Below are 13,705 nucleotides of genomic sequence, written 5' to 3' on the forward strand. Positions count from 1 at the left end.
GTTTTGAAATTGAGAGGGTTTTATGAAAAAGCTAATTATCGCTGCTGCACTTGTTGTTTTCTCGGTGGCTTCGCAGGCCAACACTTTCTCCGAGAGCAAGCAGCTTCAATACACCAAGGAACACCAGACCGCAGTGGCCAAGTACGCGGAGAAAAATGGCAAGCCAATGCCAGAGATTCAGGATTACAAATATGGCATGAAGATAGACGTTGCGAAATTCGTACGTCAGTCGCAGGACCCCCGTACCTGCCAGGTCTATCCACGGTTGATGACCTTCGAGGACTCCCAGGGCACGCTCAAGACTGTTCGTTACTCGATGTATTCGCAATGCATCAACAACAAGTAGTAAACGATTTGAACAGAACAATTAGAGAATTCATAAATGCCAGGCAGTGCCTGGCATTTTTTATTACGCCCGATACCCCATAGCTTCGAAATGTTAACGCCTGGGCTCGGGCAAACCGTGCAATAGATCTTAGCCAACCAACAGAGACGGCTCCCCAACTGCAGAGGGCAATTGGAAGCCTTGACCCCAGAAGGGACGAGTTATGAAGAGTTTGCTTGAACGCCCTGATGACCAAGCCGGGCATGAAGGTCATAGCCATGAGCATGGCGGCATTTTTGGAATGAACACAGAGCTGATTTTCGCGCTGATCTGTGGTGCTCTCCTGGGTGCCGGAGCTCTCGCAGGAAAACTTGGCCTGATTGATCGTCTGCCTCTGATTCTGTACGTGTCGGCCTACGTGTTCGGTGGATGGTTCACCACTAAGGAAGCGGTTACCAACATCCGTCAGAAACGCTTCGAGATCGACTCGCTGATGCTTCTCGCCGCAGTCGGTGCCGCGAGCATCGGCGCCTGGGCGGAGGGGGCTCTGCTGCTGTTCCTGTTCAGTCTGGGGCATTCCCTTGAAAGCTACGCGATGGGGCGGGCCAAGAAAGCGATTGAGGCACTGTCCAAGCTCGCACCAGCCACCGCGATCGTACGCAGAGCAAATGGCACGGTGGAGATGCCCGTGGAGCTGCTGGTTCCCGGTGACGTTGTCATCGTGCGCCCCAATGACCGCCTGCCGGCCGATGGTTTTGTAGTCGTAGGCTCCTCAAGTATCAACCAGGCGCCAGTAACCGGTGAGAGCGTCCCCGTGGACAAGCAACCTGTTCCTGATGCCGAACTCGCACGCAGCAAGCCAGATGCAGTGGATGCAGCCTCGAAAGTCTTCGCCGGTACCATCAATGGCGAAACGCTCATCGAGGTTGAGGTAACACGGCGCTCTACGGAGAGTACCTTGGCGCGGGTCATCAAGATGGTCAGTGAAGCCGAAGTCAGGAAGTCACCGACCCAGCGATTCACGGACCGCTTCCAACGCATATTCGTCCCGTTGGTTTTACTGCTGGTAGTCGGGCTGCTATTTGCCGGCATTTTCCTTGACGAGCCGTTCCGTGACTCGTTCTACCGGGCGATGGCCGTACTGGTTGCAGCCAGCCCCTGCGCGCTCGCGATCGCTACACCAAGCGCCATTCTCTCTGGCATCGCCAGGGCAGCCCGAGGTGGCGTGCTGATCAAGGGCGGTGCGCCACTTGAAGAGCTTGGATCATTGAATGCCATGGCATTCGACAAGACCGGTACCCTGACCGAAGGGCGCCCACGTATCACCGATGTAATACCCATAGGCGGCACGCAGATCGAGGATCTGCTAAACGTCGCCATCGCTGTGGAGTCGATGAGCGACCATCCGCTGGCTGCGGCAATTGTGCGTGACGGTGAAGAGATGATTGGCACACGGCGCCGATTCCAAGCCAAGAACATGAGCAACATGATTGGCCGCGGCGTGCGTGCTGAGCTTGATGGGCAGTTCGTCTGGATTGGCAAGGTCGAGATGTTCGGTACCAATGGTATTCCCGCACTCAGCAAGGCAGCCCTGGAGGCTGCGGAGCGTCTACGTCAGTCAGGCCGTACCACCATGGTGGTACGGCGTGCTGACAAGGATCTGGGCGCTATCGGGCTATTGGACACACCCCGGGAGGGGGCCAAAGAGGCACTCCAGAAGCTTAGAGAGATGGGCATCGAACGCATGGTCATGATTTCTGGAGACCACAACCGCGTTGCAGAGGCTGTAGCCAAACAAGTTGGCTTAGATGAAGCGTGGGGAGACCTGATGCCGGAAGACAAGGTCAAGGCCATCAAAAACCTGCGCCTTAGCGCCAAGGTGGCCATGGTGGGTGACGGCGTCAATGATGCCCCTGCCATGGCCAGTTCGAGCGTTGGTATCGCAATGGGGGCTGCTGGATCTGATGTTGCCCTGGAAACGGCTGATATCGCGCTTATGGCTGACGACATCAGGCAACTCCCATTTGCGGTGGGGCTGAGCCGTCACACGCGATCGATCATCCACCAGAATCTGTTCGTCAGCTTGGGGATTGTGGCCATCCTGGTTCCGTCCACCATCATGGGCTTGAGCATTGGTGCCGCTGTTGCGATCCATGAGGGCTCCACACTGTTGGTCGTCTTCAACGCCTTGCGCCTGTTGGCCTACCGCAGAAGCACCTGATCCCTGAGCTTCAATCATGAAGCTAAGCAGGGAAATGACCTGAAGTAGAAGTACGGGTCGTGCGCGATCAGCGCACGACCCGTACTTTTCTCTCACTCGTCGATCCCGATGCGCTTGAGGCTTTCAAGGGCCTTTCCGCACTCAGGTGAGCCATGCCGTAAGCCGCAGGCCAATGCAGCTTTGAGGCTCATGACACCGGCTACGAAACCGACTTGATTGCCGACTCCGTGTCCGTCCGCAAATCCCTGATCATACGCAATCTCGACAAGCGCATTGATCGCCGCCAGGGTGTCCTGTTTGTTTTTACTCTTTTGCATATCTACTCCGCGAGCATTCAGCTCATATCGCTCGGTTAGGTGGCGGCGCCTTCAGGTTTGGGGTGAGCGAATCCCGCTCCCATAGCCAATCCCTAACGGGGGGCTCAGCCCGCCACCGTAAGGAAAATCAGCTATTGAGAGCAGATGACTCGTTTTGGTCACCCGTGCTGCTCGCCTCACCGCATTGGCACTGAGTGGGTACATCCGGGTAGTCGCTGTGATTCTCAATGAACAGCGTTCGGCAGGTTTCGCACCCATAGATCCGGGGCAGGGATTTAAGGCCGCTCGGAAGCACGTCACTCAGAGGCTCGTTATGCCAAGGAGCCCCGTCAAGGATTCTTGAACGCAGGATGTTTCCCAGGCGCCAGGTGTCACTTTGTGCGCGCCAGGACCACATCGGCGCAGAAAGCGAATACTGGATGAAGGTCTCTTGTGACTGCCTGGATAGCGGGTACTTGGGGCGGGTCCAGCCGGAATCGATGATGCTGAACCCCATGCCCATTTCTGCGCTCGGGTGGGTCTTTTCACCAAAGAAACGGTCATGCGTCGCTGGAGCCGTCGCATGATGGTCAGTCGGTGGGAATACCCACAGATAACACTCATCCCGGTTGACCATGCTGATGAGCTCGCTTGGCCCCCGCATGGGGGAATTTGCAGCCAGGGCGAAGCGATCCTTCCACGACATTTTGGGAGGCGGCGCAATACCAGCAGCGATGGCCAACGTGGCAGTCTTGGGGACGAAGCGATCGCCTAGCTCGTTCAGATCCAGGTTCTTGCAGAGAGCCTTGAAGGCCTTTTTGCGAGTCTTCGAGCTGAAGGAGGGGTCAAGGAGCAGGCGAACCTGGTTCACGCCGATTCCCGCAGTTCGTAGCACCTCAATGACTTCTTCAGCCACACCGACTGCTTGAAGATCGGTCAATCCTAAGCACGTTTTCGCCCGCTCGACCGCCGCGTAGAGGTTGTACTGCCGTGTCTCGTTGTCACGACAGACCTGAATTGGCAGCTTGTCTTGGATGGCAACTTGCGGTGCAACGGAGCCGATGGCCGCGTGGAACAGCTGGTGGAGGTGCAGATGAGAGTACGGGCGGCCAGAAGCCGAGAACGAGGCGTGCAGCTGAGCAGCGAGAGGTTGAAGCAGCTTTTTTGCAGACATGACTATCCCCTAATGAGCGACGTTGGGGTAGCTGCGCTTGTAGGGCCGTTAGACGCGAAGCTGGACGTCGAATCAGGTTCAATCATGAATAGGAGTCAGGTTTGATTTGCTTGCACGGCCACCATGCAAAGCCCGACGCGGCAATCACATCAGATTCGCCGAGCTTTGGCAAGAGCGGTCATCGGTAAGCGAAAGCAGGTAGGAGGAGGGCGCTCCATGCTTGATCACCTCCAGAAACAGGAAAGCCGGAAGCACGTTGAGCGCTTCCGGCTTTCTCACGTCAGACTGATGAGAGGGATCAGAAGACGTATTGCAGGCGGGTCACGATGGCATTGCCGCTGTCGTCGCCCACGGTGTTCTCGTTGTTGTCGGTGCGCACGTTGATGTAGTTGGCACTGACTTTCACCGCCTCGTTGACGTACCAGTTCACACCCACCGTGTGGCTCTTGGCCTTGCGCTCGTTCGATTGGTCCGCCGCGGTGACCAGGTTGCCGTCTTCGACCTTGATATCGTCAAAGCGGTAGAAGACTTCCCAGGCCCCCAGTTCCTTGTTCTCTGGTTTGATAGTGTCGAACTTGGCACCATCGAGCTTGTAGATACGCGGCTCGCCGGTCAGGGTGTAAGCCATCTGGGCGTAGTAACCGGAGGCCTTCATGTCGTTGTTGGCCTGGTCAGCTTTCAGCTTGCGGCGAAGGTATTCCGCTTGAACCGAGAACGGGCCGGTGGCCCAGGCACCTTCGAGACCCCAGACCGAGTCGTCCTTCCACAGGCCATCTTGTGCAGCAGCACCGCCAAACAGCATGCGGTTGCCGTTGGTGCCGGCATCGCCGCCGCCATTGGTATCTACACCGCGGACGCCCAGACGCGAACGAATCCGGGTATCGACCGCACTGTTTTTGAGGTCGCGGTAAGCGTACTGAGCACCGACGTGCAGGACGTTGCCATCACTGTGCAGCGGTGCGAACACGCCACGTACGTTGTAGCGCTTGGTGCTGTCGCCATCCGAGTTGTTATTGGTTTCGCTGAAAACGCTACCGGAAACATAAGCCATGTCAGCGATGGTGCTGGTGGCTTGAACACCCATGCCGGCGTTGTCGTTGATCCAGTCCGCCAGGTCGTACGAGAGGTTCCGCTCCATGGCGGTGGTCCACTTCGAACTGGTGGCTTTCTCAAGACCGAAGTCGGTGTAGAAACGGCCAAAGCGCAGTTGCACCGGCTTGAAACCCGTGTAGGTCAGGCTGGCTTCGTCGAAGTAGCCGTCGGAGTCGTTGCCCGTGTTGCGGGAAAGGTCGTAGTTGAGCTGATACTTCCAGTCGCGGTACAGCACGCCACCGAGCTCAAGGTAGGCGCGACGGAAGTAGCCTGCGTCAGCGGTATCGCCATTCTTGGTGAAGACACCATCGAAACGGCCGTAGTCGGCCTGAACTCGGCCGCCCAGTTTGAAACTGAATTCCTTGTCAGAAGTCGATACTTCAAGACCGCCCTTGGTCTTCAGAACGATGTCAGCTCCGTCAGTGGTTACTGTTCCGGAGAATGCTTGCGAGGAAAATGTGCCTATTATTGCGGCAGCCAACAGCTTTTCCCGCATGTTCGAAGAACGGATCATTGCTTGCCTCTCGTATGTTAAGTGCTTAGCTACCGACGTTATATTTCGCCCTGCGCCGGCCTAAATTTATCTTGCAGATGGGAGCAGGCCACGGTTGTCACCCGCTGTAACAAGATGCCTTTGTTCTAAGCACTCTGACTAGGTTGCAAGCGAATATGACAGTTGTGTTTCTGTAGTGTTAACGGAGGAGTTTGAAACCTAACAAAACTGTTACCGAACAAGCCAGTCCTTCTTATCAAAGAAGCTCTTCTTGATCAATCTTCGAATTTCCAAAACCTGCGGATTGCGGACAAGCTTCGTTTTGATAACAAGATAGACATCTTTCTCCTCCAGGTCGTCCAGGAAACCCGGCACGGGTAGGATATTTCTCTCCAGTTTTCGGCTGTAGTCGGGCAGCACTCCAATACACGCACCGCCAACGACAAGGCCTCGTGATAGGTTGTAGCTCTTGACCCGAGTGGTACCGCCCTGATGCTCAGCCATTATCGATGCCCACTTTCGTGAGCCCGCCAAGATCTCTTCATCCCAAGGGACAACGAGCATGAAGTTGTGCAAATCCAAGCTCTCCACTGGAAGGGTGACGCTTCTTGAATAGCGGCTGGAAATGAACAGGGCGTGCCCAATCCGGCCAAGCCTTTCAAACCTATACGTAGGATGGCGATCAAGCGCGCCTTTATCATCTGGGCTCACCAAAGCGATACCCACATCGACTTCACACTCAGAAAGCATCTGCGTTGTGCATTCTGAATGGATTTCCAGCTGCATTTCGGCATGATCACGCACGTAGGCGACTAGATCGCGGTTTACGATGTCGTTCAGCACTGGCTCTGTGATCGCGATGGTAAGCCTGGGGACTTCCTTTTCACCGGACTTGCCAAGGCCGTCTGGGCCGAAGAGCTGGCACAGGTAATGGCTGACCCTCTCGCCTGTGCGGGTCAGGGCAAGCTTGTTGTGTTTGTAGACAAACACGGGAGCACCAATGTGCTCTTCCAGTTTCTCCAAGCGTTTCCGCAGGCCTACCACTGGCACATTGAGCCCTCGGGCAGCCTGTTTGAAACTGGCACAACGTGCTGTTGCGAAAAACTCTACGGCCAGCTGATCATCAATTGGCAAATCATCCAATATGTCAGGGCTGTAAGGAACAACGCTGCTTGTATATGTTTCATTTTGTGTAACCATTAGGTCCCCCTTAATTCGGGGAATCTATCTCAATGCCACCCGGTGTTTCCTTATCTTGTCAACATTGTAATCCACGGGTCATGCATGCGTTATCGGAAGGCTTTTATTTCGAAAGCGTAATTTTCAGGCAATCCCTCTGATATTGTAGCGTGCTAGCCTAGTGCGCCGACTTGTTACTTACCATATATAGATTCGGCTAATTACGCATTTACATTTAGTTCACTATTTTTTCACCTTTGCCTCCATAGGCTTTGGGCATGGAAAATCAAACCCCACCTCTTACTACCTTACTGATTCGTTATCTGGGGATCGGCTTCATAGCAACGGGAGTCCATTATGCGGTGTTCCTATTGCTGGTTACGACAGAATTCGTTACTCCGTTACTGGCCAGTATCTGTGGCGGCATGGTTGGCGCAATCGCGAGCTTCATTGGAAATAGGGCGCTCTGTTTTGTGGCAGATGGCTCTCGTAAGTTTCAGCCTGTCAGGTTTGCACTGGTCGCGTTAACCACAAACTTCGGCAATGGCGTGGGTATGTGGTTCCTCATCAAGTCGAATCTGTCACCGCTCATCTCCCAAGTCGTAGTGACCTTAAGCCTCACTGCACTTGGATTCATTGCACATCGTTTTTGGACATTCAATCATGCAGACATTACATCGCTTTCCCGAGCGCCCTGATCCCTTGTTAACCATCGTGGTCCCTTGCTTCCAGGAAGAGGAAACCATCCCCGAGTTCCACCAGCGAATCACCCGCGTGGTGAAGCGCTTACCCGTCTCCTGCGAAATCCTCTATGTCGACGACGGCAGTAATGACCGGACGGCCGACATTCTTCGCCACTATCAGGATGGGTCATCTGTACGTTGCCTGTCCCTGAGTCGCAACTTCGGCAAAGAGGCTGCACTGAGCGCCGGGATAGACCATGCCCGTGGCAGTGCGCTGATCTTCATTGATGTCGACCTGCAGGATCCACCAGAGCTCATCGCGGCCATGGTGGACTACTGGCAACGCGGCTACGACGTGGTGAACATGCAGCGCAACCTGAGAATCGGTGATTCGTGGTTCAAGCGCATGAGTGCCCGGGCTTACTACTGGGTCATGCAGCGCCTGGTGGAGAAGGTGGACATGCCGGCCGATGTCAGCGATTTCCGATTGATTGGGCCTGCGCCGCTGGCAGCCCTGCGGGCCCTGGATGAACGCTCCAGGATTCTCAAAGGCATGATCGGCTGGGTAGGCTTTCGTACCATCGAACTGCCCTACAATCGCACTGTTCGCCATGCCGGGAGCACCAAATGGAATGCAGCTGGCCTGTTCAATCTGGCCATCGAGAGCATCGTCAGCTTCTCTCGCAAACCACTGCGCATTTTCAGCCTCATCAGTTTCGGTCTTTTCGTCTCCAGCATCTGCTACATGCTTGCGTCGCTTGTGGCAGGCAGTTTCGACATCCATCACCTGATCGTCGGAATGGCTTCATTCATGTGCGTCGGTGTCGCCATGGTGGGGGAGTACCTGGGCGTGACACTCGCGGAAGTGAAGCGCCGGCCTCTCTATTTCCTGAAGCACAGCAACAAGGCAGATCCCGTGTCACTCCACCCTTCGATGGCTTCGATCGAGGGTAAGAAATGCTGAACCTGAAGAACGAGAGGACGCTGTGGTGGGTCCTGGGTTCGATTTTGCTATTGCGTTTGGTGGGGCTGGGCATCTACCCGCTGATGGACACATCTGAGGCCCGTTACGCTGAAATGGCTCGCAAGATGGTCGAGTTGAATGACTGGATCACGCCCATGTTCGACTACGGGGTACCGTTCTGGGGCAAGCCTCCGTTGTCCTTCTGGACCCAGGCCGCGAGCATGACGGTCTTCGGCGTTAACGAGTTCGCTGCGCGCTTCCCAGCGTGGCTACTCCACCTGGCAAGCTGTTTCATCATCATCAAACTCGGCACGCAGCAGATTTCTCGTAACGCCGGCATCTGGGCTGCCATTATTTTTTCCAGCACCACACTTGGCCTGGTCTCCAGCGGTGTTGTGCTGACTGACCCTGTTTTGTCGTTCTCGATTCTGCTGGCCAGCTACGGTTTCTGGCGTTGGATGAAGTGCGCCAGCAAGGCGGATGCCTACCTGATGTTCGCAGGTCTCGGGCTGGGCTTGCTTGCCAAAGGGCCGCTGACCCTGGTGCTTATGGGGGCGCCGGCATTCGCCTGGTTCGTTATCTACAAGGAATGGGGACGGGTACTGAGGCTTCCCTGGATTAGCGGCCTTGTACTCATGTTCGGTATATCCGTGCCATGGTATGTCGCGGCCGAGATGAAAACGCCCGGCTTCATGGAGTACTTCTTCGTTGGTGAGCACTGGAGCCGCTACGTCGTCAGTAACTGGGCAGGGGACCTCTATGGTAGTGCTCATGCCAAGCCGTACGGCAGCATCTGGATCCAGCTCGGATTGTCGCTACTGCCATGGGCCTTGTTTCTACCACTGTTGATCCGCAAGCGTGGATCGATGCAGCGCTTCAAAGCCTACCTCTGGCTGTGGGCCTTGGCGACACCGGTCTTCTTCACATTTGCAGGCAACATTCTGTGGACCTACCTGCTACCCGCGCTGCCAGCGTGGGCATTGCTGCTGTCTGCACGGGTCAGCGAAGTTGGCCCGAAGACCACCTGGGCTGCCGCTGCGAGCGCATTGGTGTTGCCAATCATCGGTGCGGGCATCATCTACGCCGGGGTACTAGAGGAGCGCCCTCAGAATCAGCGGGATGTGGTTCAAGCCTGGCTCAATGTGCAGTCTGCTCATTCCGCTCCCCTGATCTATCCTGGCCGCCGCTCATACTCGTCGGAGTTTTACAGCAGCGGGAAGTCCGAGAACATCAAGGATCCTGCCAAGTGGCCGCGGGATGGCTCGTTCTATCTGTCCAGGCGCTTGCGAGACAGCAAGGATGGTCTGCCCGCTGATCTAGCTTGCACATCGATCACCGAAGCGAACGCCAGCCAGCTCCTGCTGTGCCATTGGAAACGCCCCGCACAAGGTGCCGAGGGTCTGGCCGGAGAAAGCAATGCGGAAACGCCTCGCAAGAACGAAGGCTAAATTCCAAGCACAAAAAAGCCAGGTTTTACCCTGGCTTTTTTGTCGATTTCTTTCGTCATTTGAAGTCCTATTTAACCGCCGATTAATTGTCGGCTTGTTCCTTACCATCCTTGCTTTCTTTCTTTTGCTCTTGAGCGACTTGTTGTTTGTTCTGGTCCGAAGAGTCATCGCTCCATAGGCGAGCCTGTTCGGTTCGGAAGTTCTCGTTGAACTGTTTCGTTCGCTCGAAGCCGCCTTCAGCGTAAGCGGTACCCATGAGACCCAGCAGCAGGCTGCCAATAGCGATAGATTTGACAAATTTCATTGTGAACCTCGGTTCATACTAGGCCAACCTGATTAGCGGCCTTTGTTGGTTTGTAGTTTAGGAACGCGAAGCTAACGACAAGGTGAGTCAATAATTACAATTCCGTAATTTTGGCTGCAGATAGGATGCGTTAAATCTTCAAATCTGGAAGGATCATGTCTATCTCGGCACTGTCGAGGGCGACTTCGAATTTTCTCTTAAATTACAATTTTGATATCTAGCGCGTTAATTCAGCGCGGCGTTGTTGGCCGCCCTAGGAGATAGCCATGAATGACATAGAGCCCTGGGCAGTTGCTATCGGTGACTTTCGCCGCTGCACTGAAAAACTCACTGTCCAGCTCGATGAGCTGACCTCGCAGACGCGCACCTCCAGCGCTGTTCTGGAGAGGTCGAACGAACTGGTGGAGCAGGTGGACGCTGTCGGCCGGCAGATTCAGGAGGAGGTGCGAAAGGCGGAGAAGGCTTGGTCGAACGCGGAGGAGGTTGCCTTGCGCGCCGCTGCATCAGCGTATTCAGCTGCATGCCGCGGAGTCGACACCGCCATCCAGCCACTGATCTCGGAGCTTACAGCAGCGACAAAGGCGGCGGACGCCTCTATCCAGGAGCTCAAGCGGGCACCGGTGCTGGCCAAGCGTTATGTGATGGTGGTCGCCACGGCGTTCTTCATTCTGGCGCTGATCTGTGTCTACTCGACCATGCGCCTGATCGATGCCGCCGGCAGCGTAAGTGCTCAAGAGAAAGTGAATGCTCAGTACTTCTCACACCTGTGGAAAAACGCCAATCCTGACGAACAGAAGATTATTAAGTCGGTGATTCTGCGGTCGCCCATGGACCCTGTGGTCCTTCGGCACTGATGCATTGAGGCAAACAAAAGGCCCGTCGATTGACGGGCCTAATCGTGTCTGCGCAATTTAAGCGGCGGTCATTGCCGGCTGCATTTGCTGGGCTTCCGGAAAGTGAAGGTGGAACCAGGTGAAGTTTTCTTCGGTCACCTCCACGCTCGCCGATCCCTGGTGCAGACTCATGATCGACTGCACAATGGCCAAGCCAAGACCGGTACCGCCTTCGCTCCGTGCTCGGCTCTTGTCCACACGGTAGAACCGCTCAAACAAGTGCGCGTGGTGTTCCTTGGCAATACCACGGCCGGGGTTGCCGACACTCAACGTCGTACCGCTCGCACTATGCTGCACCTTAACGTAGACCGTGCGGCCGCGAGGGCAGTAACGGATCGCGTTCGAGACCAGATTCGAGACGGCACGTTGAACCATCAGGCGATTCCCGCGCACCACGTCATCACTGCCGGAGATCTGCAGCTGAATCTCGCCTTCTTCTGCTGAAATGCTGAAGAGCTCGCACACTCGCTGAACCTCGTCGACCAAGGAGACGGATTCGAACTCCACCATTGATGCTGGATGACTGACCTGGGCCAAGAACAGCATGTCGGAAACCATGCGGCTCATGCGGTCCAGCTCTTCTGTGCACGACTCCAGAACCTCCCGGTACTCGGAAAGCGATCGTTCTCTGGTCAAGGCAACCTGGGCCTTGCCCATCAGGTTGGAAAGCGGTGCTCGAAGTTCGTGAGCAAGGTCGTCAGAAAACTGCGAGAGCTGCTGAACCCCATCATCCAGGCGAGCCAGCATGATGTTGATGCCGTCGGCGAGCATTTTGAGTTCTGCCGGCATCCCATCAGTTGGAAGGCGATGGTCGAGGCTCTCGGTTGAGATTTTCGAGGCGATCTTGAGGAACTTGGTCAGTGGTAGCAGGCCTCTGCGCACAGTCCACCAGCCAATGGCCAAGATCAGTGCGAGGATGACGGGGGACATCATCAAGGCCCAGGTCAGCAACGCATCGAGCAGCGCCTCACTGGATGACTGGTCCATGGTCATATAGACGCTGACCTCTGTTCCATCGCCCAAACGCATGATTCGAGAAGCACTCAGCAGAGGACGGTCCTGCGTATCACGCCATTCGTGCTCTTTGGGCTGGGCCGCCGGCTGAAACTTGTGCACCTCCAGATTGACCTGTTTCGAGCCAATCGAGAGCAGGGGAGTCTGATTCTGTGAGGTATCGAATATGCTCACATACAGGTTGTTGTGGCCCATGACCAAATCGACAAGCTGATGCGCATCCGCGTTGACGCCGGAGATGTCCGGGATGGTGGACAGGTTGTGAGCCATCCCCGCCATCTTTACTTCCAGGTCTGCTCTGGCATTTCTTTCCAGAGCCTTGCCTACCATCAGATAGCCAAAGGTGGCGAACAGAAGCAGCAACGCTGCGCTCATCAACCCAACTTTTAACCCCAGCTTTGCAGCCAGGCTGAATGGCCTCATGCGCGTTCCTCAAAAACGTACCCAACGCCACGAAGCGTGTGAATGAGCTTGGTTTCAAACGGCTCATCGATCTTCGAGCGCAAGCGCCGGATGGCTACATCGATGACATTGGTGTCGCAATCGAAATTCATATCCCAGACCAACGAGATGATCTGAGAGCGAGTCAGCGCTTCGCCCGTTCGGCTCATGAGCAGGTGCAGAAGCGCAAATTCCTTGGTGGTGAGATCGATGCGTGTGCCACCGCGGAAGACGCGATGGCGGACGGAGTCGAGTTCCAGATCGGCAATTTTCAGCGAGCTCTTCTCGACTAACTCATCACCACGGCGTTGCAGCGAACGGATGCGAGCAAGCAGCTCAGGGAATTCGAATGGCTTCACAAGGTAGTCATCCGCGCCGCCGTCCAAGCCCTTGAGCTTGTCATTGATGCGTCCGCGGGCGGTCAGCATGATGATGCGGACCCGGCTGGTCTTACGGATGGTTTCCAGCAGGTCCCAGCCGTCGATACCCGGGAGGTTCACGTCCAGGAGGACCAACGAATAGACATTAGTGTTGAACAAGTGCAGAGCATCTACACCGTTGTGCACGATATCTACGACATACCCGCTTTCGGATAGGCCCTGCTGAAGATATTCGGCAGTTTTAATTTCGTCTTCCACAACTAGAACGCGCATAACTTATCTCAAGGTGTGAGGAAGGAGTTGGCCTAATCCGCCAAGATTATGGTTGCAGGCTGTTCGAAAGTTTGGCTGAGGGTATGGCATGTGGTAGTCGCTACCTCTGTCCATACGCCGGGTCACCTGAGGACGCTTGAATCTTAACGCGAAGAAGCTGGCCGCGGCGAAATCCTACAAATTTGTAATGTAGCCGCAAGATTTCTGACAGTCATGCAGGCTCCACCCCTAAGCATAGCGGATTCTGGGGCCTGCGGCGGTGTATGACAGATTCGCCTGGCAGGTGGAATCGGCCAGGACAGGCAGCATTTCGGTCGTTAGCTTGCAAGGACTGGTACTGGCCTTGGATCGAGGGCGCCACGCAGGCAGACCCCATGCACGGCCGCAAACCGCAGCGCCTTTCTGCAAATTAGTTCACGTGGCGGCTCGATATTCTCTCGAATAATTATCTTACAATCTATTACATGTCCAAATTGTAATTGCCCGATCATCTTGGTGTTAGCCTCCTTTGCTAGTTTAAGGGCA

General features: G+C 55.4%; 13 protein-coding genes. 6 read left to right on the forward strand and 7 right to left on the reverse strand.

Features of this window, described 5'->3' with window-relative positions:
• Positions 1-22 precede the first annotated feature (22 nt).
• Both ACGLHT_RS00610 and ACGLHT_RS00615 read left to right on the forward strand, forming a co-directional pair.
• Positions 23-346, forward strand: a complete 324-nt coding sequence (locus tag ACGLHT_RS00610) for a DUF2790 domain-containing protein (protein WP_003253432.1) — start codon at positions 23-25, stop codon at positions 344-346.
• Between the two features lie 202 nt (positions 347-548).
• On the forward strand, positions 549-2,546 hold the full coding sequence (locus tag ACGLHT_RS00615; protein WP_010951452.1) for a heavy metal translocating P-type ATPase: 1,998 nt from the start codon (positions 549-551) through the stop codon (positions 2,544-2,546).
• Positions 2,547-2,638: 92 nt separating this feature from the next.
• Here ACGLHT_RS00615 and ACGLHT_RS00620 read toward each other — a convergent pair whose 3' ends face one another.
• The 4 genes from ACGLHT_RS00620 to ACGLHT_RS00635 all read right to left on the reverse strand — a co-directional run bounded on the left by ACGLHT_RS00620 (position 2,639) and on the right by ACGLHT_RS00635 (position 6,801).
• On the reverse strand, positions 2,639-2,863 hold the full coding sequence (locus ACGLHT_RS00620) for a hypothetical protein (protein WP_010951451.1): 225 nt from the start codon (positions 2,861-2,863) through the stop codon (positions 2,639-2,641).
• 127 nt (positions 2,864-2,990) lie between these two features.
• Positions 2,991-4,016 (reverse strand): hypothetical protein, encoded by a 1,026-nt coding sequence (locus ACGLHT_RS00625; RefSeq protein ID WP_011953109.1) that lies wholly within the window; start codon positions 4,014-4,016, stop codon positions 2,991-2,993.
• 298 nt (positions 4,017-4,314) lie between these two features.
• Positions 4,315-5,622, reverse strand: coding sequence for an OprO/OprP family phosphate-selective porin (locus tag ACGLHT_RS00630; RefSeq protein ID WP_009395904.1), 1,308 nt, complete (start codon positions 5,620-5,622; stop codon positions 4,315-4,317).
• Positions 5,623-5,832: 210 nt separating this feature from the next.
• Complete coding sequence (locus ACGLHT_RS00635; RefSeq protein ID WP_011953108.1) at positions 5,833-6,801, reverse strand: LysR family transcriptional regulator; 969 nt, start codon at positions 6,799-6,801, stop codon at positions 5,833-5,835.
• A 257-nt stretch (positions 6,802-7,058) separates the two neighbouring features.
• Between ACGLHT_RS00635 and ACGLHT_RS00640 the strand changes: the two genes are divergently transcribed.
• From ACGLHT_RS00640 to ACGLHT_RS00650, 3 genes are read left to right on the forward strand one after another with little or no spacing between them, the layout of a single operon-like run.
• Complete coding sequence (locus ACGLHT_RS00640; protein ID WP_010951446.1) at positions 7,059-7,478, forward strand: GtrA family protein; 420 nt, start codon at positions 7,059-7,061, stop codon at positions 7,476-7,478.
• On the forward strand, positions 7,444-8,427 hold the full coding sequence (locus tag ACGLHT_RS00645; protein ID WP_010951445.1) for a glycosyltransferase family 2 protein: 984 nt from the start codon (positions 7,444-7,446) through the stop codon (positions 8,425-8,427). The genes ACGLHT_RS00640 and ACGLHT_RS00645 overlap by 35 nt, the downstream gene beginning before the upstream one ends.
• The gene (locus ACGLHT_RS00650) at positions 8,421-9,875 is read left to right on the forward strand and encodes a phospholipid carrier-dependent glycosyltransferase (protein WP_010951444.1); all 1,455 of its coding nucleotides are present in this window, start codon (positions 8,421-8,423) and stop codon (positions 9,873-9,875) included. Before ACGLHT_RS00645 ends, ACGLHT_RS00650 begins: the two co-directional genes overlap by 7 nt.
• Before the next feature lie 82 nt (positions 9,876-9,957).
• Here the strand turns inward: ACGLHT_RS00650 and ACGLHT_RS00655 are convergent, their stop codons facing one another.
• Entirely contained in the window at positions 9,958-10,179 is a 222-nt protein-coding gene (locus ACGLHT_RS00655) for a hypothetical protein (protein ID WP_010951443.1), read from the reverse strand.
• A 266-nt stretch (positions 10,180-10,445) separates the two neighbouring features.
• Here ACGLHT_RS00655 and ACGLHT_RS00660 point away from each other — a divergent pair, with 266 nt between their 5' ends.
• Positions 10,446-11,033 (forward strand): hypothetical protein, encoded by a 588-nt coding sequence (locus ACGLHT_RS00660; protein WP_010951442.1) that lies wholly within the window; start codon positions 10,446-10,448, stop codon positions 11,031-11,033.
• Positions 11,034-11,090: 57 nt separating this feature from the next.
• Here ACGLHT_RS00660 and ACGLHT_RS00665 read toward each other — a convergent pair whose 3' ends face one another.
• On the reverse strand, positions 11,091-12,509 hold the full coding sequence (locus tag ACGLHT_RS00665; RefSeq protein ID WP_011953107.1) for a heavy metal sensor histidine kinase: 1,419 nt from the start codon (positions 12,507-12,509) through the stop codon (positions 11,091-11,093).
• Positions 12,506-13,180 (reverse strand): heavy metal response regulator transcription factor, encoded by a 675-nt coding sequence (locus ACGLHT_RS00670; RefSeq protein ID WP_015268421.1) that lies wholly within the window; start codon positions 13,178-13,180, stop codon positions 12,506-12,508. Before ACGLHT_RS00670 ends, ACGLHT_RS00665 begins: the two co-directional genes overlap by 4 nt.
• Positions 13,181-13,705 lie beyond the last annotated feature (525 nt).

This window comes from Pseudomonas sp. PsB, from assembly GCF_043658375.1.
In the GTDB taxonomy this organism is placed as follows: domain Bacteria; phylum Pseudomonadota; class Gammaproteobacteria; order Pseudomonadales; family Pseudomonadaceae; genus Aquipseudomonas; species Aquipseudomonas putida_Z.

Coding starts and splice junctions, on each gene's coding strand:
- ACGLHT_RS00615 (WP_010951452.1), top strand. CDS start 549: ATGAAGAGTTTGCTTGAACGCCCTGATGACCAAGCCGGGCATGAAGGT.
- ACGLHT_RS00630 (WP_009395904.1), bottom strand. CDS start 5,622: ATGATCCGTTCTTCGAACATGCGGGAAAAGCTGTTGGCTGCCGCAATA.
- ACGLHT_RS00660 (WP_010951442.1), top strand. CDS start 10,446: ATGAATGACATAGAGCCCTGGGCAGTTGCTATCGGTGACTTTCGCCGC.
- ACGLHT_RS00655 (WP_010951443.1), bottom strand. CDS start 10,179: ATGAAATTTGTCAAATCTATCGCTATTGGCAGCCTGCTGCTGGGTCTC.
- ACGLHT_RS00625 (WP_011953109.1), bottom strand. CDS start 4,016: ATGTCTGCAAAAAAGCTGCTTCAACCTCTCGCTGCTCAGCTGCACGCC.
- ACGLHT_RS00670 (WP_015268421.1), bottom strand. CDS start 13,180: ATGCGCGTTCTAGTTGTGGAAGACGAAATTAAAACTGCCGAATATCTT.
- ACGLHT_RS00650 (WP_010951444.1), top strand. CDS start 8,421: ATGCTGAACCTGAAGAACGAGAGGACGCTGTGGTGGGTCCTGGGTTCG.
- ACGLHT_RS00620 (WP_010951451.1), bottom strand. CDS start 2,863: ATGCAAAAGAGTAAAAACAAACAGGACACCCTGGCGGCGATCAATGCG.
- ACGLHT_RS00635 (WP_011953108.1), bottom strand. CDS start 6,801: ATGGTTACACAAAATGAAACATATACAAGCAGCGTTGTTCCTTACAGC.
- ACGLHT_RS00645 (WP_010951445.1), top strand. CDS start 7,444: ATGCAGACATTACATCGCTTTCCCGAGCGCCCTGATCCCTTGTTAACC.
- ACGLHT_RS00665 (WP_011953107.1), bottom strand. CDS start 12,509: ATGAGGCCATTCAGCCTGGCTGCAAAGCTGGGGTTAAAAGTTGGGTTG.
- ACGLHT_RS00610 (WP_003253432.1), top strand. CDS start 23: ATGAAAAAGCTAATTATCGCTGCTGCACTTGTTGTTTTCTCGGTGGCT.
- ACGLHT_RS00640 (WP_010951446.1), top strand. CDS start 7,059: ATGGAAAATCAAACCCCACCTCTTACTACCTTACTGATTCGTTATCTG.